Below are 19,552 nucleotides of genomic sequence, written 5' to 3'. Positions count from 1 at the left end.
TTAGTTACCTTTCACTTTTGCTAATTCAGCGCGCATTTCATCAATCACTTCTTTGTAGTTTGGTTGATTGAAAATAGCAGAGCCAGCAACAAACATATCCGCACCCGCTTCTGCGATTTCACGAATATTATCTACTTTTACGCCACCGTCGATTTCAAGACGAATATTACGACCTGATTCATCGATCAATTTACGTACCGCACGCAACTTATCTAGTGTATGAGGAATGAATGATTGACCACCAAAACCTGGATTAACAGACATAAGTAAGATCATATCTACTTTATCCATAATGTAATCAAGGCAAGATAATGGCGTTGCTGGGTTTAATACAACACCAGCCTGACAGCCGTTTTCTTTAATTAACTGAAGAGTGCGATCAACATGTTCTGATGCTTCCACATGGAAAGTGATCATGGTTGCGCCAGCTTTAGCAAACTCAGGAACGATACTATCTACTGGTTTCACCATTAAATGAACATCAATAGGGGCCGTAATACCGTAGTCACGTAATGCTTTACAGATAGGAGCGCCAAACGTTAGGTTTGGTACATAATGGTTATCCATTACATCAAAGTGAACGACATCAGCACCTGACGCTAATACTTTTTCAACGTCTTCACCAAGACGTGCAAAATCAGCAGAGAGAATAGATGGTGCAATCAAAAAATCTTTCATGTTGAGCCTCAGGTTAATTATTTTATTATCTAAATACGGTTATGACGATATAGCGCAATCGATTAACTCGACCGCGCAATTCTACCTGATAATTTTAAACCTGTCTTAGAACAGTTAATCTTTCGAGCGGATTTTTGAAGAGAATTATTCTATTTACTCAGTGCATTTAGGGGCGTGAAATAATGCCATAAGCTCATCAACTTTATTACGGCCAGCGCCATTGCGACTAATCGTTCGTTTTACTTTAATCGTATTCAGCGTTGCACCAAGATACAAACGACGAGTTAATATCGTGTCATGGTTTGAGATAAGCACTGGAATATCTCGTTCAAATGCCGCTTTTTCTGCTACATCAGCCAGAGCTGCTTGATCATCTAAAGAGAAACCATTTCCTGCATATGAGGTAAAGTTTGCTGTTGTTGATAATGGCGCATAAGGTGGATCACAATAAATTACACAGCCTTTACGAGCACGTTTAAAGGTTTCTAAATACCCTTCACACACAAACGTTGCTTTCTTTGCTTTTTCAGCAAAAAAATACATTTCTTTTTCAGGGAAATAGGGTTTTTTATATGAGCCAAAAGGAACGTTAAAGCCGCCTTTTTTATTGTAACGACATAAACCATTAAAACCATGGCGATTCATATACAAGAAAAGCAAAGAACGACGATAAGTATCTGTGCATTGATTAAACTCAATACGTAAATCTAGATACACTTCTTTTTGATTATATTCAGGTTGAAATAATACACGAACATCTTCAACAAAACGCTCAGGATCATCTTTAAGGTGATTATAAAGATTGATTAAATCAGGATTAATATCGGCAAGAAGATAATGATCGTAATTTGTATTTAAAAATACTGAACCTGCACCAACAAACGGTTCGATCAGTTTTCTAGCATCGGGAAGATGGCGTTGAATTTCTTCTACCAGGCTATATTTACCGCCAGCCCACTTGAGAAATGCACGATGCTTTTTCATACGTCTTTTACGCCTTTTTACCTTAGTTCAGAAAGCGGGGGATTGTACCCTATTTTTTTACTAGGGTCTGTTTATCTTATCTCTTATTTTACGGAATCAATTTCACGGTGTACTTGAACTAAAGATTTAGCCCAAGGCCCTAATGCCTGAACCGAATTTGGTAAAGTCTGTACAGCACCACGCGCAGATGAAATTGAAGCATAATCACCAAAAGTGACAATATACCAAATAGACCCATTTCGAAGCGTTTGATAAGTACGAGTCAATTGTCCAATTTGATGTTCTTCTAAGAACTCTTGTACGGCTTCTTCATTCGTTAACGCTGCTAATTGTAAAAGATAGCGTTTATCTGAAATGGTCATTAGTTCTTTATTTGCCAGAGTAAAAGCATCCGCTTGCGTTAATTCATTTGTTAACGCCGAATGTTCTTGAATTTCACTTGTAGGCATAACTTCATCAACTGAAATTGGGTTCGGTTCTTCTTGTTCATCCAGTGTCAAATCCGATTCATTAATTAATGAATCAACCAACTCAGAAGGAACGACAACTCGCTTACCTTCTTCTACCGTTGTTTCGGCAATCACTGGTGTATCAATTACATCTGGTGGAATAGAATGAGTGTCGTCTTCGGGCTCATTAACACCAACATCATCCAACGCGTCATCGACACTCAAAACTAGATTGTCATCCAACGCAGAAAAAGTAGGCTTTATTGATGATTGATTTAGCCACCAATACCCCGCTGTTGCACCTAATAATAAAATGGACGCTAACGCTAAAATCCGAACAGGAGACTGTGTTACAGAACGAATAATAACTCGACGTTCTTTTTTCTTTTCACCTAGCGAAATTAATTCAGCAGGTAAGCGCTCAGTTTTATCGACTAAATTACGAATGCGGATTTTATCTTCTCTACTTGGCGCAAAGCGGACGACCAGCATTTCAGAAAACGTTGTTGCTTCATCTTCACTTAATGGCGCTATATCAATATCAACAGGCTTATTGTCTTGTCCATAAGAAACACGAGACAATGCAGACGCTAACTTACCTGCTTCCGAAAATAACAAAACATTGATTTGCCAATTTGGCGTTGACTGAGCTCTCTGAACTAAGAGCCACAATTCACTAAGTAACTCAGGAGAAAGTAAGTGGGCATCATCAATAACTAAAACAAGATTGCATTTTTCTCCAGCTAACATTCTTTCAATACTATCAATTACAGTATCAAATTCATTAAATAGCGGATATTGCACAACCTGCTTTAAGATAATCCCGCGCTGTTGCTGTATTGATTGGCTTGGATGACATATCAACAGAGCTTGATTATTATCATCACTCCAATGTTCAAGATAACGTTGAGCAAGCCATGATTTTCCAGAGCCTTTAACCCCTTCAATATGCACTAAATTAGAACCAAATCGGGAGACAAATTGAATGCGTGATAACACATCAATTTGGCTTTCTAATTCCAATACAGTTAAATCATGACCGATACTCATATTTTATGCCTTACATTGCTCTATCACATCAGCGAGAACACGTTCAGAAACACCTGTTACGACCTCAGAGCTACCAATTGAAGTAGGGAGCACCAAACGTAACTTACCTGACAACACTTTCTTGTCACGCATCATGTGCTTCATAAATGCATTTACTGTCATTTCTTTTGGTGCTTTAAGAGGTAATTTCGCTTTTTTTAATAGATTACAAATACGATCTACATCATCTTGCGAGATTAACCCTTCTTTTTGAGCCGTCACCGCCGCCATTACTGTTCCAGCAGAAACTGCCTCACCATGAAGCCAATTACCGTAACCCATTTCAGCTTCAATAGCATGACCAAAAGTATGACCTAGGTTCAAGAGTGCGCGTATCCCAGACTCTTTTTCATCTTTAGCCACGACTTCCGCTTTGATTTGACAACAACGAGAAATAGCATATACCAACGCATCATGATCGAGTGCGTATAGCTTATCCATATTTTCATCAAGCCAATCAAAAAAATCACGGTCAATAATAATACCGTACTTAATCACTTCTGCCATTCCTGCTGCGAATTCACGCTCAGGCAATGTTTTTAAGCAATTAATATCAATAATCACCGCTTTAGGTTGATAAAACGCCCCAACCATATTTTTACCAAGCGGATGGTTTATTGCTGTTTTTCCACCAACGGACGAGTCTACTTGAGATAATAACGTTGTTGGCACTTGAATAAAGTCGACACCACGTTGATAACACGCAGAGGCGAAACCAACCACATCTCCAACAACACCACCACCTAATGCAACAATTGTCACATCTCGACTGTGATTTTCTTCTAATAAGAAGGTCAGGATTTGGTTGAACGTATCAAGATTTTTATATTGTTCACCATCGTCTAATTCAAGCAGTGATACTTGGCATTCAAACGTATGTAGAGTGTCGATGATTTGTTGAGCATATAACGGCGCAACCGTTACATTACTGATAACGACAACACGTTTTTTGGCAGGTATTACGGATGAAAAATGCGCCGGGTTGCAAAGCAACTCGGCGCCGATAGAGATGGGATAGCTACGTTCTGCTAAATCTACATGAATCGTTTCCATGATTCGTTCCCAGTATCTGTCTTATTAAATAACTTGAATTAACGCTCTTCAAGCATTTGGATGATTTGATTTGCAACTACTTTTGCACTTTGATCATCGGTGCGAACAACGTAATCAGACACTTCTTCATAAAGTGCATTACGTTCTTTCGCTAGCGCTTCTAACACTTCACGAGGTTCATCAGTTTGAAGCAACGGACGTTTTTTATCGCGTTGTGTGCGAGCTAATTGCTTCTCAATTGTAGTTTCAAGATATACAACGACACCACGAGCAGATAAACGATTACGACTCTCTTTACTAATAACAGAGCCACCACCCGTCGCAAGTACAATGCCTTGCTCTTGAGTTAAATCGTTAATTACACCTTCTTCACGTACACGGAATCCTTCTTCACCTTCTACGTCGAATACCCAAGCGATATCTGCGCCTGTACGTTCTTCGATTACCGTATCAGAATCAAGAAACTCCATATGAAGTTGCTGTGCTAAGTGTCTACCAATTGTACTTTTGCCGGCGCCCATTGGGCCAACAAGGAAAATATTTCGTTTTTCAGCCATTTTTTAGAAATTATGCAAAGTTCATTAACGACATTGCCAACAGTTGTCTCTTTTAACAGACGTTCCCCTGTGGCACCATATTCCTCACAGATATTTCGTGATAAGACCAAAAATTATCTCAGTTAATAGCTAGTGATTGCAATAGCTAGATGAAAAGTTCAGCATAATTATTTTTTTTACGTACTATTTTCAACGTATTTTATCAGCTTAGGTTACGCTATCTCATTACTGTATAACGACTTTTGGCGTAACGAAGATTAATAATTCTTTTTTACCTATATTTTCTGAGCTACGACGAAATAACACACCGAGCAGGGGTAAATCACCTAACAATGGCACTTTCTCTACACTGTTTGATAATGAATGCTGATAAATACCACCTAAAACAACCGTTTCACCGTTATTAACTAATACCTGTGTTCCGATCCTTTGAGTGTCAATCGCAACAGCCTCTCCTGTGCCCGTTTTAACCACTTGTCCTGGTCTATCTTGGGTAACAATCAAATCAAGAACTAAACGGTTATCAGGCGTGATCTGCGGCGTCACCATTAGACTTAATACTGCCTTTTTAAACGATACGGATGTAGCACCACTAGAAGAAGCTTCTAGATAAGGAATTTCAGTACCTTGTTCAATGTAAGCAGGCTTCTTATTTGTTGTAATTAAACGAGGGCTTGAAATGATTTCAGCTTTAGATTCAGCCTGTAGTGCCGAAAGTTCTAAATCTAATAATAGATTAGACCCCAATTTAGCGACTTGAAAAGCAATACTTGAAGCCGCAGGATTTGCCAACCCTAAGTTAACATTTAAAAAATCATCAACAGGAAGACCGCCACCACTACCACCATCATATAAGCCAACAGCAGCTAAATTACTTTCGATTGAACCACCTACAGTAGTGCTACCATTGGTGTTAGTAATGCCCCAACGGACTCCTAGCTCATCAAGATTACCTTCGTTAACCGTGACGATCCGAGCTTCAATTTGTACTTGTTTAATCGGAATATCAAGCGTATCGATAATATCTTTAATAACAACGATATTTTCAGGAAGATCTCGTAAAAGAAGTGAGTTAGTTCGCTCATCGACAGTAATACTACCTCGGCTTGAGAGCATAGTAATGTCCCCCTCACCAACCAATAATTCAGCTATATCAGACGCTTTAGCGTACTTAATCGAAAGGATCTCAGATGAAAGCGAAGCTAATTCCGATGCCATTTGTGCTTGTTCTAAAACTTGCTTTTCTTGCGCATCAAGCTCTGATTTAGGAGCAATCAATACAACATTGCCTTCTACTCGTTTATCTAACCCTTTCACTTGCAAAATAATATCTAATACTTGTTGCCAAGGTACGCCGTCTAAACGCAAGGTTAGGTTTCCTGTAACGGTATCTGCAACAACTAGGTTAAAGTCATTATAATCTGCGATTAGCTGTAATACGTTTCGAACAGGAATGTCTTGGAAATTGATCGAGATCGGCTTGCTATCGTCACCACCATTACTAATTTGGACACTTTTATCAACTTCAGGTTTCGATGAAATCACGACTTGCAATGAACGATCTTTTAGAAAGTAGTCATATTGATATTCACCTTTAATATCGACAGATAGCACCGTACTATTTGGCTCTCTAAAGGTTTCAATTCGAGACACTAATGTTGCAAAATCCTCTACATCTAAAATAACTAACTTATCATCGCTAACTTTTGTGTTATACAACTCAATAATTAATTTACCGTTCTCTTTTTTTAAATCCACCGTCGCAGCAGCAGAAGCGAGATCAACCGTGATCACCCCTTCTTGTTTCTGACTTAATTGAAAGTTTACATTTACCAGCTGATTTGAAATAACGTCTTCAGCGTAAGCGGTTAAATGAGTAAAAGTAAGCACTATAAGTGCGCATAATCGAGCACTTAATAACTGGGTGATTTTCTTGCGTCCTAGCAACATGAGATTTTCCTAATCCTTTTCAAAATTAATGTTTCAACGCCAATTTTACGTATCTTTTTTGCCAGCAACCCATACCATCGGGTAAGGTCTCTTTTAATGTAATTTGCCTTGATTTAATATCGACAACTTGACCATTATTACTTCCCATATATTGTCCTTTACGCACTTTTACAACGTTACCTTTCGGTGTTTGTACCAATGCAGTAATATCAGAATCCGCCCCCATAACGCCTTTTAATCGCAATCTTTTCAGCGAAAAACGCTCCAATGAGCCTGTTTTTTTTCGATATTGAGGCTGCCAACATGTTTTCTTCTTTATTGGTTGCGTCGCTATTTCTGGCAATTTTGGCAAAATAAATGGTGAACGCCCCGATGCTTGAGAATACACTTCTACTTCGAATGGAAGAGCATGAGAAAGTGTATCTACGCTACTTTTCCCTTGTTGTTTTGCTTCAATATAAAAAGAATCTAAAGATTCTTTATTGGCCTTACAACCAACCAGAACGAGAGCACTTATAACCAATAATAAAAATCGACTATTCATTTTTCCCCCTAAATTGATAGGTATAAGCCATAACGCGAAAATGCAAGGTACTGCTCTCTCGACTCACTCGCTGAATATCAATATTTTCCAAACTAACAATACGAGGAAGATCAGCAATTGCTTCTGAAAATGAGCCTATATCATGATACTGACCTGTTAATTCAATATTTAATGGTAATTTGTAAAGAAATTCTTGGTTCTGTTTTTCACCCCAATCAATTCGGGTAAACGTCAATTTATTTTGAATGCCGACTTGGTTAATCCCTGATAGCATACTTGCTAGTTCTTTTTGCGCAGGTAATTGCTGGGCTAAAAATTCATAACGTAAATTGAGTTCATTCAATTGACTTTCCATTTCTGGCATTGCCGCGACTTGATTGTATTTGTACTTTACTGTGCTTTTTAAGGCGATTTCATCTACCTTTAATTGCTCTGTACCTTCCATTATTGGCTGTAACCAAAACCAATATCCTGCAGCCTGCACTACAATGCATAATAGTAGAATCATCAATAACTGTGGCAGTAAGGGCCATTCAGTTATTTCATCAAGATCTAACTCTCTCCAATCAATCATTACTCTTCTCCTTTACCAAAGAAAGCAATCTAAATGACACGTCAAAGCTACTAACGTCATGACCAAAGATTTTTTTTCCAGAGACGATAGAGTGCATTTCAACCGATGCAATCGACGGAGAGTGTTCTAACTTATCCAACATACTGGCAAGACGAGCATTACTATCACTAAACCCTTTTATCTCAACCTGCTTTTTATGCATTCGTACTTTATTTAAATAAATGCCTTCCGTGATCATTTCAGGCAATACATTTAATAATTGTGTCGTGGTATTTCGATTTTGTTGTAACTCTTCAACAACGCCTAATCGAGTTAAAATAGAATCATGTTGCTTGCCGATGTCATTTAACTCTTTTAATTCATCATTTAACCATCCGATATGGCTATCTAAAGAACGATTACGCTGTACCTGAATGGCGTTTTGTTGCTCTAGATATTGTGCAGCCCCCCACTGAACTGCCACCGATAAAATAACCCCAAAACAAAGTAACGATATGAACCGACGTTGATATTTTGATCTTTCTTGCTCTCTCCAAGGCAATAAATTTATTTGGTAATCCATTCAACCCCCCTTAATGCAAGACCTAACGCTGAGGCATACTGATTCGCTTGAGCATTCATTGGCATTGCTTCTTGTTTTGCACCTTTAAACAAAGAAGAAAGATTCAAATCCAAAACAGGCAATGATAATTCATAGCTCAACGAATCAGATAATCCAGGTAAAAGTGAACCGCCACCAGTAATCCAAACACCTTCAATTTTATGATTATGAATTGATGAATATAATGTTATTTGGCGACGAATATGATCAGACAATTGAGAAATAAACTGCGCATCAAACTCCAAATCAATAACTAGTGATAGATCATTTTTTCTTTCTTGATTTGGCTCCGAAGCGCCGAAAACAATATGTTTAGAATAGGATTTCTGATTTGGAGAGCTAATACAAAACATCGTTTGTTGGTGACCAATATCAATTAACATCCAGTTTTTTTTATCTGGATATATTTCGGTACTTTTCTGCCATAAAATAGATAAGGAATGTGAATGCACATCAGCTAATACGGGAGATAACCCCACAGATTTAAAACACTCTTGGCGAGATTGAACCAACTCTTTACGAGCAGCAAAAACCTGATAAGTAGTTGTTTTTAAGCTACTTACCCCTCTCTGATCTATAGCAACAAAATCAATATTAAGATCATCAACTAGAAATGACGATTGCTGTTCAAAAGTATGAGAAATTGAAAACTCTGTTTCCTTTACATCAAGTCCGCTATCTACCTGAATAATTTTGCTGATAATACTGCTATCAGGAATAGAGAAGGCCACTCGTTTTTGATTAAATTTTAATTTTTTCTTTAAACGAGATAAATACGGTTTTATTTTTTCAAGATGTAATGTGTTCGCATCTAAAAAAACAGTTTCTGATAATAAGATCTCAATACAGCCAACTAATTCTAATTGACCTTTTTTTAACCTTACAGATACAGCTTTAATGCTATGATGCCCTATATCTAAACCCGTGACGGTGGGATAAATCATCTTGAGTTAACTCCAAGTAATAAATAAATATCTCAAAATTAAGCGTTTATTTGCGTTATTTTTTGTTGTGTTATATTTATACTACTAAGTTATGGGTTAGAAACGACAATATAGATTAAAGTAAACGGGAAATATCAGGTGAAGTTCATAAAGGCACTGCTTATAGTTACATTGGTTTGCATTATTCTTGGGGTCACAACAATTTTTGGTTTTTACCAATATGTGAAACCAGAATTACCAGATGTGGCAACATTGAAAGATGTACAACTACAAACACCAATGCAGGTATATAGCCGCGATGGTAAATTAATTGCGCAATTTGGCGAGAAGCGTCGTATTCCTTTAAAATTGGAAGAGATGCCTCCTCATCTACTTGAAGCGATTATTGCAACTGAAGACAGTCGCTTTTATAGCCACTATGGTTTCGATCCTATCGGTATTACTCGTGCTGCTTTTGCTGTTTTAGCTTCGGGCTCAGCAAAACAAGGGGCGAGTACCATTACTCAACAACTTGCGCGTAATTTCTTCTTATCTAATGAAAAGAAGATCATGCGTAAGATTAAAGAGATTTTTATTGCCGTTCATATCGAGCAATTACTAACAAAACAAGAGATCTTAGAACTCTATCTAAATAAGATTTATCTTGGTTACCGCTCTTATGGCGTTGGCGCAGCAGCTCATGTTTATTTTGGTAAAGAAATTGGGCAACTCACTTTAGGTGAAGTCGCCATTATTGCAGGCTTACCAAAAGCACCATCAACAATGAATCCTATCTATTCAATTGATCGCGCAACGACTCGTCGCAATGTTGTTTTAGCTCGTATGCTTGATGAAGGTTACATTACTAAGCAAGAATTTGAAGATGCTAAAGCTGAAGTCATTATCTCTAAATACCACGGTGCAGAGATTGAACTTCAAGCGCCTTACATTGCAGAAATCGCTCGTGCATGGATGGTTAATAAGTTCGGCGAAGAAGCCGCTTATACCTCTGGTATGAACATTTACACAACTGTTGATTCAAAAATGCAAGCCGCTGCAAATAAGGCATCAATTGATAACCTACTTGCTTATGACGAACGTCATGGCTTCCGTGGTGCAGTAAAAACAGTGTGGGAACCAAAAGCGACACCATTAGATGAAGATGCAATTACTAAGCATTTAAGAAATGAACCATCTTATGGTGATCTAATGCCTGCTGTTGTTCTTTCTGTTAAAGGAAAAACAGCTACCGTTGATATCAAAAATAATGGTATTGCGACCATACCTTGGGATGGTTTGAAATGGGCTCGTCGCTTTAAAACAGACAAACGTCAAGGCCCAGCACCTCGTCGTGCCGCTGATATCTTAGCGGCAGGTGAGCAAGTGTATGTTCGTCCATTAAGCCAAGAAACTACCGATGACGTAACAACGACAGTTTGGAAGTTAAGCCAAGTGCCCGCAGCAAATACCGCGTTTGTTGCTATGGATCCAACTGATGGGGCTATCACCTCTCTAGTGGGTGGTTTCAACTTTGTTCACAACAAATTTAACCGTGCTACTCAGTCTGTGCGTCAGGTTGGTTCTAGTATCAAACCATTTATCTACTCTGCTGCTCTTTACCACGGTAAAACACTAGCAAGCTTGGTAAATGATGCTCCGATCAATACTTGGGATCAGAGTCAAGGTACAGCATGGCGACCTAAGAATTCGCCACCAACCTATGTTGGTCCTGCTCGCCTACGTATTGGTTTAGCTCAATCTAAAAACGTAATGGCCGTTCGTGTGTTACGTGAAGTCGGTTTAGATGAAACTATTGATTATCTAACTCGCTTTGGCTTTAAAAAAGAAGACATCCCACACTCTGAAACCATTGCACTAGGCGCGGGTAGCCTAACACCAGTACAAATGGCGCAAGGCTTCTCCGTATTTGCCAATAATGGTTACTACGTAGAACCTTATTATATCGACCACATTAATAGTCCATTTGGTGATGAAGTTTATAAAGCAACGCCAAAAACGATTTGCCAAAGTGATTGTTCTGACCAAAACGATGACGATTCACCTTACGCTAAAAAAGTTATCTCAGCGCAAAATGCATTCTTAGTAAAACAAATGATGTATAGCAATATCTGGGGTGGCGGTAGCTGGCGTAAAGGCACAGGCTGGAATGGGACTGGCTGGCGTGCACAAGTTCTAAAACGTCGTGATATTGGTGGTAAAACAGGGACAACTAATGACTCTGTTGATGCATGGTATAACGGCTATGGTCCAAATGTAGTGGCAACTGCATGGGTTGGTTTTGATAATCCATCACACCGATTAGGCTATACTACTAAAAACGACAACATGACCAAAGAAGAGATGCCTACCGGTGGCGAAGCTGGCGGTAAAACGGCTATTTACGCTTGGGTTAATTTTATGAGAGTTGCGCTTGATGGTGTTCCAGAAGAGAGCCAACGTCTTCCTGCTAATATCATCAAGGTAAAAATAGATCGTGAAACGGGTCTATTAACCAATAAAAATGATGAAACCAGTATGTGGGAATATTTTGCTGGTGGAACTGAGCCGACAGAATACGTAAAACAAGATTTCCAAGATACGCTTTATTCATCAGGTGATACCGATGGAGATGGCGAAGAAGACGAAAGCTTATTTTAAATCCGTTATCTTAAAATAATAAAAAAGGGACGCTACTTAAGCGTCCCTTTTTTTATTCGTCTTTTATCTATAAAACAGTTTAATGGATAACGTCAGCCATTTTACTTTCGATTTCTTTTGCTAATGCCTCATAGCGACCCTTTAATGGGGAACCCGGACGATAAGCTAATACTATTTGACGATGCGGAACCGGAGCTTTAGCCGGTAAATAACAAATCCCATCACGCTCTTTCTCTTTAGGGACAGACAAGTAAGGCATTAGGGTGATACCGCCTCCAGCAGCAACCATATTTCTCAACGTTTCTAAGCTTGTTGCTTTAAAGTGATCGTCGTCTTTTGCTCCTGCCGCAAAGCAAAAACCTAATGCTTGATCTCGTAAACAATGGCCATCACCAAGCATCAATACGGATTCACCATTAAGGCGAGACATATCGATCGACTTTTCTTCTGCCCACTTATGCTCTTTAGGAACAGCCAACACCATCGGTTCATCATAGATAGGCACTTCAATAAAGCCACTCGTCTCGTCAACCGAGGCCAAGATCATACAATCAATCTTGCCTTCTTCTAGCATTTTAACCAATTGATGGGTTTGCGCTTCGTGAAGATATAAATTCAAATCAGGAAACTGTGCTTTTAATGTCGGTACGATCCAAGGCAATAAATAAGGACCCACCGTTGGAATAAAGCCTAAATGTAATGGCCCTGCCATCTCTTTACCTTGCTGATTAGCAAGCTCTGAAAATAACTTTACTTCAATAAGAATACGCTTTGCTTGATCGACCAATTGTAAACCCGCTTCGGTGAACAATACTTTACGACTGGTTCTCTCTAGCAGCGTCAATCCTACTTCTTCTTCTAACTTCTTGATTTGACCACTTAGCGTTGGTTGGCTGACAAAACAAGACTCTGCGGCTTTACGAAAATGTTTATGCTCAGCAAGTGCGACCAAGTACTCAAAATCACGGATATTCATGTATTACACTCCTGAAAGCTTATATCTTATTGATGGCAATAAGTTCGATAGCTTTTAACGATTGAAACGATAACACCAAACGATTAGAACTATCAAGCCAGCTTTTGCATAATAGCTACATCAACCGGGCAGACCCCGGAAAGAAATTTAAAATTTATTAAAAATTAAAGGACATCATTATGTTTACATCTAAAGAAGGCCAATCAGTTCCTCAAGTTACTTTCCCAACACGTAAAGGTGATGCTTGGGTTAACGTGACAACAGAAGAACTATTCAAAGACAAAACCGTTATCGTATTCAGTCTTCCTGGTGCATTTACACCAACGTGTTCTTCAAGCCACCTACCTCGCTACAACGAGCTTTATTCTGTATTTAAAGACAACGGCGTTGATGAAATCGTTTGTGTCTCTGTAAACGACACGTTTGTAATGAACGCATGGAAAGCTGACCAAGAAGCTGAAAACATTACTTTCATTCCAGATGGTAACGGTGACTTCACTGACGGCATGGGCATGTTAGTTGCGAAAAATGATATTGGTTTTGGCAAGCGTTCATGGCGCTACAGCATGCTAGTGAAAAACGGCGTTGTTGAGAAGATGTTCATCGAAGAAGACGTAGCAGGCGACCCGTTCAACGTTTCTGATGCAGATACGATGCTAAACTACCTTGCTCCTGAGCATAAAGAACAAGAGTCAATTACTGTATTTACAAAACCTGGCTGTCCTTTCTGTATGAAAGCGAAACAGAACCTAATTGATAAAGGCTTAAACTACGAAGAAGTAGTACTAGGTAAAGATGCAACAACAGTAAGTCTACGAGCTATTACTGGTCGCTCTACGGTTCCTCAAGTATTCATCGGTGGTAAACACATCGGTGGTAGCGAAGAACTAGAAGCTTTCCTAGCTTAATCTACTAGAACGTACCATAACTAGCCTACTGCATTGTAGGCTAGTAACCCCGTTAATTAGATACACTCACAAAACAGCAAATCCAGCATTCTGACTTACTTTCAAAAAATAATAAAAGTCGGCGGGATTCGTACACTCAAAAAATACCATTACGAGAGAATTATTATGAAACAAGTCAATGTTGATGTAGCTGTTATCGGTGGTGGTACAGCAGGTTTAGGATCTTACCGTGCGGCAAAAACACATACTGACAGTGTTGTCATGATTGAAGGCGGCCCTTACGGCACCACCTGTGCTCGTGTTGGTTGCATGCCATCAAAACTATTAATTGCAGCGGCAGAAAGTGTTCACCAAATTGAAAAAGCACCTCAGTTCGGTATTCACCCTCAAGGTGACATCGTAATTAACGGCCGTGAAGTCATGGACCGAGTTAAATTTGAACGTGATCGTTTTGTTGGCTTTGTTTTAGAAGGCGTTGATGAAATACCAGCAGAAGATAAAATCTCTGGCTACGCTAAATTTTTAGATGATAATACGCTACAAGTTGATGACCATACGATCGTCACTGCAAAACGTATTGTTATCGCAACAGGCTCTCGACCTGCCTACCCTGCTGTTTGGAATGAATTAGGTGATCGCTTGATCATCAATGACGATGTATTTAACTGGGACGACTTACCAAAATCGGTTGCCGTATTTGGCCCTGGCGTTATTGGCCTTGAGCTTGGTCAATCACTTCACCGTTTAGGTGTTGAAACCAAGCTGTTTGGTTTAGGCGGCCAAGTTGGTCCTGTTACTGACCCAGAAGTTATGGCCTATGCAAATAAAGCATTTAATGAAGAATTCTATCTTGATGCAGATGTGAAGATAGAAAGCATGAAACGTATTACCACTGAGTCTGGTGAAGACCGTGTTGAGATTAAGTTCATCAATAAACAAGGTGAACTAGAAACCAACCTTGTTGAGTATGTATTAGCGGCAACGGGACGTCGTCCAAACACAGATAAGTTAGGTTTAGAAAATACCTCTCTTGAGCTAGATGAGCGCGGCGTACCAACGGCTGATCACTACACACTACAAACATCACAACCAAGTATTTTCATTGCTGGTGATGCAAGTAACCAATTACCGTTATTACACGAAGCGGCTGACCAGGCTCGTATTGCTGGTGATAATGCAGGACGCTTCCCTGAGATCCGCGCAGGCCTTCGCCGCTCAAAAATCTCCGCGGTATTCTCTGACCCGCAAATAGCAATGGTTGGTGAAACGTATAAAGAAATTACCACTCGCTTAGGGACATGTGGCTGTTTTGCAACTGGTGAAGTGTCTTTTGAAAACCAAGGCCGTTCACGAGTGATGCTACGCAATAAAGGAATTCTTCATGTCTACGGTGAGCAAGGTACAGGTCGCTTCCTTGGTGCTGAAATGATGGGACCAAATGCAGAGCATTTAGCGCACTTGTTAGCTTGGGCTCACCAAAACAAAATGACGATTTCAGAAATGTTAGATATGCCTTTCTATCATCCAGTAATTGAGGAAGGCGTGCGTACTGCACTTCGTGATTTGAATGCTAAGCTACATTTAGGTCCAGAAACAATCAAACACTGTTTAGATTGTGGACCAGGCTGTTAATCAAGCATCAATAACAAAGAGCAAAATAAAAGTCGATGTGAAAACATCGACTTTTTTATTTCTATCTTCAGAGCCTCTCGCTAAAATAGCCGCCCTTGCTCATTTTTTAAGTGGACTGATATGGCTTGCCAATCTTGTCGAACTGATATTTTTAAACAAAAATTAGGTCGCTGCTCTCGTTGTATAAAACAACTTATTTTTCTTTCTATCGGAGGATGGTTAACTTGGTTGGAATTTTTTCAAGCCAGTCCTTACCAAATAGAGGCAATTGCTACTTTTATGGTTAGTTCTGCATTTAGCGGATTACTGACATTGCATTTATTAGCAATGGGCTATTATCGTTTGATAAAATCATCAAATATTAAAGGTAAGCACAAAAAATAAAACCCCAACATCAATCAAGATATTGGGGTCTCTTAGAATCTTTCTAAGAAAAAGCAGTATTAATAAGACTAGTACTTACTTAAAAAGTTCACCACTTTTTCTTTTTATTTAGATTAATTAGTTAAGCGCCTCGCATAATTATTTAAGCCACACTCGCTTTAATGATTATTTGCTCTTGAAGATTCACTTCTAATGCCACTTCATCACACGCATGCTGACGAGGACACTGATCGCAATCTTTCAGTACTTTTTCTGGTAGCAAAGAACGAGAGGTCGGTATGAAATCTTGCTTCATAAAGAACTCAGGAACACGAGTTAGCACAAATACTTTCTTAATTGCCATCTCACGCGCTTTTTCTACCAAGTGTTGAACGATCGCTTTACCTTGCCCTTGGCTCTGCCAACCTGCCTCTACGCCCAGAGAACGAATTTCGGCTAAACCTGAGTCATACACATACAAGGAAGCACAGCCTGTCACTTCCCCATGATGCTCAGACACAGCAAACGAGCCGATATCGCGCACTAACTCATTACGATTACGAGGTAAATTCTCTCCAAGACCAGCCCAGTAAGCGACCATTCCTTCTAATGCATCTAAATCCGTTAAACGTGCAGGACGAACTTTAACGCCCGTTGAGTCACGTTCCTGCAAACGCTTGCCAGCTTGCTCGACCGCATAAGCGACTTGCTCTGGAGCGACACCACCAAGAGCATTACGTTTAGCAAGACAAGATTCGATAGTTAAAATTGCATACACATCATCTTCAATTACATCAGAGAACACTTTTAACTCAGCAATAGACAACTCTTCTAATGCACAGCCTTTTTCTATGGCACTAACCACTGCAACACCAACGATATGATGAGCTTCACGGAATGGAATTCCTTTAGCTACCAAATAATCAGCTAATTCTGTTGAATTGGCATACCCTTGTTTTGCCGCCTCTAGAGTGCGTTCTTTATTTATTTTAACCCCTTCAAAACAAAGCGCAGCCATTTCAATACAATCAGACCAACTGTCTAATGCATCAAACAAACCTTCTTTATCTTCTTGCATGTCTTTATTGTAGGCTAATGGCAGTGCTTTTACTGTCATCATCATGCCTGCCAGTGCACCATATACACGGCCACACTTACCACGGATCAGTTCTAATGCATCAGGGTTTTTCTTTTGTGGCATTAACGATGAACCAGACGTCACCGTATCTGCCAACTCGATGAAGTTAGATTCACCAGAATTATAAAAAATCATATCTTCAGCAAGACGAGATAAGTGAACCATAGAAATAGAAGCGATCGACATCAACTCCATTACATGGTCACGGTCTGATACTGAATCTAAACTGTTACGTGTTGCACGCTGAAAGCCAAGATTACGTGCCAATTTTTCACGATCCATCGGATAAGCCGTCCCCGCAAGAGCACCGGATCCCAATGGGCACGTATCTAAACGCTTAATTGCATCCTCAAGACGAGAATAGTCACGCTCTATCATCTCTACATATGCTAAACACCAGTGCGCAAATGTAACAGGCTGCGCACGCTGAAGGTGCGTATAACCAGGAAGTATTGTTGCTTGGTGTTCACTCGCAACATTAACCAATTGATTCAGAAGTAAATCAAGCGTACGAAGAAGCTGATGCCCTTGTTGACGACACCATAGTTTTAAATCCGTCGCCACTTGGTCATTACGAGAACGACCAGTATGCAATTTTTTACCTAAATCACCCACTTTTCCGATAAGCTGAGTTTCAACCCAACTATGAATATCTTCAGCATCAGAAAGTAATATTTGCTCAGGATCTTCCATCACTTCTAGCTTTAATTCATTCAGTGCTAATTCAAGTTTCTGTTGCTCAAACTCTGAAATAACATTAACTGACAGCAGTGATTTAGACCATGCAATAGAACCGACAATATCTTGTTCTGCAAGACGATAATCGATACGAAGTGAATCGTTAAACTGTTTAAATCTTGTGTCTGCTGCCTGACTAAAACGTCCGCCCCATAATGCCATGGTGTATCTCCTAAATGGACAGTGCTCACTGCTTTTTGCAAATATTAATTCTGATTTAATTCAGTATTTTTCTTGATGGTTTAAACTTACGGCAATTCCAAATAAAAATAAAGAATTAAATTCATTATTTTTACATAATTATTCAAGTATCAACTGCAAACCCCATTATAAATCATCAGGACAAAAAAAATCGAAGTCCATTTAATTATTAAATGAACTTCGATTAGTGTAAATCAAATTGTTTAACAGTTGTTATTAATTATATGTTAGCCATTGACGTATGTTAATGAGTGCCTTTAATTTACTTACTGTTTAGTGCACGGATACGGCTTGATAATGAGTAAAGACGAATAAACCCTTCCGCGTGGCTTTGGTCGTATACTTCATCAGCACCAAAAGTAGCAAACTCTTCTGAGTACAAACTATTATCTGAACGCTTCTTCGTTACTGTCGCTTGGCCTTTATAAAGCTTAATGACAACTTCACCATTCACATCTTGAGCTAACTCTTCTGTTGCCGCTAAAATTGACTTACATAAAGGCGTAAACCAACGGCCGTCATACACAAGGTGAGACGCTTTAATTCCTAACTCTTCGCGGAATTCAAATGATGCTTTATCTAAAACAAGTTGCTCAACAGCACGCAGTGCTTCATTAATAATGGTGCCGCCCGGAGTTTCATAACAACCACGAGATTTCATGCCTACTAGACGGTTTTCTACGATATCAATACGGCCAACACCGTGTTTACTGCCTTTCTCATTTAGATAAACGACCACTTCATAAGGTGTCATGGCTTTACCATCAACAGCAACAACGGCGCCTTTTTCCACTTTGATTGAAACGATTTCTGATTCATTTGGTGCTTGTTCAGGGTCGACTGTCCATGCCCAACAATCATCATTTGGTGCGTTCCATGTCTCTTCTAGAACCCCACCTTCAGTTGAAATATGCCATGCGTTTGCATCACGAGAGTAGATTTTAGTAAGTGACGCGGTACAAGGAATGTTACGCTCTGCAAGGTAATCAAGACACTCTTCACGGCTCACTAAATCCCACTCACGCCATGGGGCAATAACATGTAAATCAGGGGCTAACGCAGCAAAAGCACCTTCAAAACGAATTTGGTCATTACCTTTACCTGTACAGCCATGACAAAGGGCATCTGCACCAACATTACGAGCCACTTCAACTTGTGCTTTCGCTATAATAGGGCGAGCCATTGACGTGCCAAGGAGATATTTCCCTTCATAAAGAGCACCTGTTTTTAACGTAGGGAAGATATACTCTGAAACCATTTCTTCTTTTAAGTCAGCCACATAACATTCGCTTGCGCCAGATGCGATGGCTTTTGCTTCAATACCCTCAAGCTCTTCCGCACCCTGACCAACATCAGCAACAAACGCGATAACTTCACAATTGTAGTTTTCTTTTAGCCACGGAATAATCACAGACGTATCTAAACCACCTGAGTATGCAACAACAACCTTGTTTACTTCGATTTTCTTATTCATTCTATTCTCCTTGCTCCGCATACTCGCGGCGACTGTATTCTATAAAATTAAAATGGTTTAAC

The 19,552-nt window shown here is 39.5% G+C and carries 17 protein-coding genes; 4 read left to right on the top strand and 13 right to left on the bottom strand.

The annotated features are described in order from the left end of the window. The 10 genes from rpe to pilM form a co-directional block, all read right to left on the bottom strand. Nucleotides 1–678, bottom strand: coding sequence for a ribulose-phosphate 3-epimerase (rpe, locus tag A6E06_RS15450; RefSeq protein ID WP_065594201.1), 678 nt, complete (start codon nucleotides 676–678; stop codon nucleotides 1–3). A 153-nt stretch (nucleotides 679–831) separates the two neighbouring features. Next, nucleotides 832–1,662, bottom strand: a complete 831-nt coding sequence (locus tag A6E06_RS15445; protein WP_065594202.1) for a Dam family site-specific DNA-(adenine-N6)-methyltransferase — start codon at nucleotides 1,660–1,662, stop codon at nucleotides 832–834. A gap of 83 nt (nucleotides 1,663–1,745) precedes the next feature. Next, complete coding sequence (locus A6E06_RS15440; RefSeq protein ID WP_065594203.1) at nucleotides 1,746–3,161, bottom strand: SPOR domain-containing protein; 1,416 nt, start codon at nucleotides 3,159–3,161, stop codon at nucleotides 1,746–1,748. A gap of 3 nt (nucleotides 3,162–3,164) precedes the next feature. Beyond that, nucleotides 3,165–4,253, bottom strand: a complete 1,089-nt coding sequence (aroB, locus tag A6E06_RS15435) for a 3-dehydroquinate synthase (protein WP_065594204.1) — start codon at nucleotides 4,251–4,253, stop codon at nucleotides 3,165–3,167. 38 nt (nucleotides 4,254–4,291) lie between these two features. Continuing rightward, nucleotides 4,292–4,810: a shikimate kinase AroK gene (gene aroK / locus A6E06_RS15430; protein WP_045101110.1), complete on the bottom strand. Its 519-nt coding sequence runs from the start codon at nucleotides 4,808–4,810 to the stop codon at nucleotides 4,292–4,294. A 225-nt stretch (nucleotides 4,811–5,035) separates the two neighbouring features. Further along, nucleotides 5,036–6,760 (bottom strand): type IV pilus secretin PilQ, encoded by a 1,725-nt coding sequence (locus tag A6E06_RS15425; protein WP_141676988.1) that lies wholly within the window; start codon nucleotides 6,758–6,760, stop codon nucleotides 5,036–5,038. A gap of 25 nt (nucleotides 6,761–6,785) precedes the next feature. Further along, nucleotides 6,786–7,304, bottom strand: a complete 519-nt coding sequence (locus A6E06_RS15420; RefSeq protein WP_065594205.1) for a pilus assembly protein PilP — start codon at nucleotides 7,302–7,304, stop codon at nucleotides 6,786–6,788. Further along, nucleotides 7,297–7,878 carry a type 4a pilus biogenesis protein PilO gene (locus A6E06_RS15415; RefSeq protein ID WP_176713296.1) on the bottom strand — a complete coding sequence of 194 codons (582 nt, stop codon included), beginning with the start codon at nucleotides 7,876–7,878 and terminating at the stop codon, nucleotides 7,297–7,299. The genes A6E06_RS15420 and A6E06_RS15415 overlap by 8 nt, the downstream gene beginning before the upstream one ends. Continuing rightward, nucleotides 7,871–8,440 (bottom strand): PilN domain-containing protein, encoded by a 570-nt coding sequence (locus tag A6E06_RS15410; RefSeq protein WP_065594206.1) that lies wholly within the window; start codon nucleotides 8,438–8,440, stop codon nucleotides 7,871–7,873. Before A6E06_RS15410 ends, A6E06_RS15415 begins: the two co-directional genes overlap by 8 nt. Next, nucleotides 8,425–9,423, bottom strand: coding sequence for a type IV pilus biogenesis protein PilM (gene pilM, locus A6E06_RS15405; protein ID WP_065594207.1), 999 nt, complete (start codon nucleotides 9,421–9,423; stop codon nucleotides 8,425–8,427). The genes A6E06_RS15410 and pilM overlap by 16 nt, the downstream gene beginning before the upstream one ends. A gap of 138 nt (nucleotides 9,424–9,561) precedes the next feature. Between pilM and A6E06_RS15400 the strand changes: the two genes are divergently transcribed. Continuing rightward, nucleotides 9,562–12,060: a penicillin-binding protein 1A gene (locus A6E06_RS15400; RefSeq protein ID WP_065594208.1), complete on the top strand. Its 2,499-nt coding sequence runs from the start codon at nucleotides 9,562–9,564 to the stop codon at nucleotides 12,058–12,060. A 79-nt stretch (nucleotides 12,061–12,139) separates the two neighbouring features. Here the strand turns inward: A6E06_RS15400 and oxyR are convergent, their stop codons facing one another. Further along, the gene (oxyR, locus tag A6E06_RS15395; RefSeq protein ID WP_065594209.1) at nucleotides 12,140–13,036 is read right to left on the bottom strand and encodes a DNA-binding transcriptional regulator OxyR; all 897 of its coding nucleotides are present in this window, start codon (nucleotides 13,034–13,036) and stop codon (nucleotides 12,140–12,142) included. A gap of 179 nt (nucleotides 13,037–13,215) precedes the next feature. Here oxyR and A6E06_RS15390 point away from each other — a divergent pair, with 179 nt between their 5' ends. The 3 genes from A6E06_RS15390 (at nucleotide 13,216) to A6E06_RS15380 (ending at nucleotide 15,960) form a co-directional block, all read left to right on the top strand. Continuing rightward, the gene (locus A6E06_RS15390) at nucleotides 13,216–13,944 is read left to right on the top strand and encodes a glutathione peroxidase (protein ID WP_065594210.1); all 729 of its coding nucleotides are present in this window, start codon (nucleotides 13,216–13,218) and stop codon (nucleotides 13,942–13,944) included. A gap of 165 nt (nucleotides 13,945–14,109) precedes the next feature. After that, complete coding sequence (locus A6E06_RS15385) at nucleotides 14,110–15,576, top strand: dihydrolipoyl dehydrogenase (RefSeq protein ID WP_065594211.1); 1,467 nt, start codon at nucleotides 14,110–14,112, stop codon at nucleotides 15,574–15,576. Nucleotides 15,577–15,696: 120 nt separating this feature from the next. After that, the gene (locus tag A6E06_RS15380) at nucleotides 15,697–15,960 is read left to right on the top strand and encodes a DUF3624 domain-containing protein (protein ID WP_065594212.1); all 264 of its coding nucleotides are present in this window, start codon (nucleotides 15,697–15,699) and stop codon (nucleotides 15,958–15,960) included. A 142-nt stretch (nucleotides 15,961–16,102) separates the two neighbouring features. Here the strand turns inward: A6E06_RS15380 and argH are convergent, their stop codons facing one another. Then, on the bottom strand, nucleotides 16,103–17,977 hold the full coding sequence (argH, locus tag A6E06_RS15375) for an argininosuccinate lyase (RefSeq protein WP_065594213.1): 1,875 nt from the start codon (nucleotides 17,975–17,977) through the stop codon (nucleotides 16,103–16,105). A gap of 301 nt (nucleotides 17,978–18,278) precedes the next feature. After that, a complete protein-coding gene (locus tag A6E06_RS15370) occupies nucleotides 18,279–19,490 on the bottom strand; it encodes an argininosuccinate synthase (protein WP_065594214.1) in 1,212 nt (403 codons plus the stop codon). Nucleotides 19,491–19,552: the final 62 nt, after the last annotated feature.

Source organism: Aliivibrio sp. 1S175, from assembly GCF_001690985.1.
Lineage (GTDB): Bacteria > Pseudomonadota > Gammaproteobacteria > Enterobacterales > Vibrionaceae > Aliivibrio.
This window is presented reverse-complemented; position numbering and strand designations above follow the sequence as displayed.

Coding starts and splice junctions, on each gene's coding strand:
- rpe (WP_065594201.1), bottom strand. CDS start 678: ATGAAAGATTTTTTGATTGCACCATCTATTCTCTCTGCTGATTTTGCA.
- A6E06_RS15445 (WP_065594202.1), bottom strand. CDS start 1,662: ATGAAAAAGCATCGTGCATTTCTCAAGTGGGCTGGCGGTAAATATAGC.
- A6E06_RS15440 (WP_065594203.1), bottom strand. CDS start 3,161: ATGAGTATCGGTCATGATTTAACTGTATTGGAATTAGAAAGCCAAATT.
- aroB (WP_065594204.1), bottom strand. CDS start 4,253: ATGGAAACGATTCATGTAGATTTAGCAGAACGTAGCTATCCCATCTCT.
- aroK (WP_045101110.1), bottom strand. CDS start 4,810: ATGGCTGAAAAACGAAATATTTTCCTTGTTGGCCCAATGGGCGCCGGC.
- A6E06_RS15425 (WP_141676988.1), bottom strand. CDS start 6,760: ATGTTGCTAGGACGCAAGAAAATCACCCAGTTATTAAGTGCTCGATTA.
- A6E06_RS15420 (WP_065594205.1), bottom strand. CDS start 7,304: ATGAATAGTCGATTTTTATTATTGGTTATAAGTGCTCTCGTTCTGGTT.
- A6E06_RS15415 (WP_176713296.1), bottom strand. CDS start 7,878: ATGATTGATTGGAGAGAGTTAGATCTTGATGAAATAACTGAATGGCCC.
- A6E06_RS15410 (WP_065594206.1), bottom strand. CDS start 8,440: ATGGATTACCAAATAAATTTATTGCCTTGGAGAGAGCAAGAAAGATCA.
- pilM (WP_065594207.1), bottom strand. CDS start 9,423: ATGATTTATCCCACCGTCACGGGTTTAGATATAGGGCATCATAGCATT.
- oxyR (WP_065594209.1), bottom strand. CDS start 13,036: ATGAATATCCGTGATTTTGAGTACTTGGTCGCACTTGCTGAGCATAAA.
- A6E06_RS15390 (WP_065594210.1), top strand. CDS start 13,216: ATGTTTACATCTAAAGAAGGCCAATCAGTTCCTCAAGTTACTTTCCCA.
- A6E06_RS15385 (WP_065594211.1), top strand. CDS start 14,110: ATGAAACAAGTCAATGTTGATGTAGCTGTTATCGGTGGTGGTACAGCA.
- A6E06_RS15380 (WP_065594212.1), top strand. CDS start 15,697: ATGGCTTGCCAATCTTGTCGAACTGATATTTTTAAACAAAAATTAGGT.
- argH (WP_065594213.1), bottom strand. CDS start 17,977: ATGGCATTATGGGGCGGACGTTTTAGTCAGGCAGCAGACACAAGATTT.
- A6E06_RS15370 (WP_065594214.1), bottom strand. CDS start 19,490: ATGAATAAGAAAATCGAAGTAAACAAGGTTGTTGTTGCATACTCAGGT.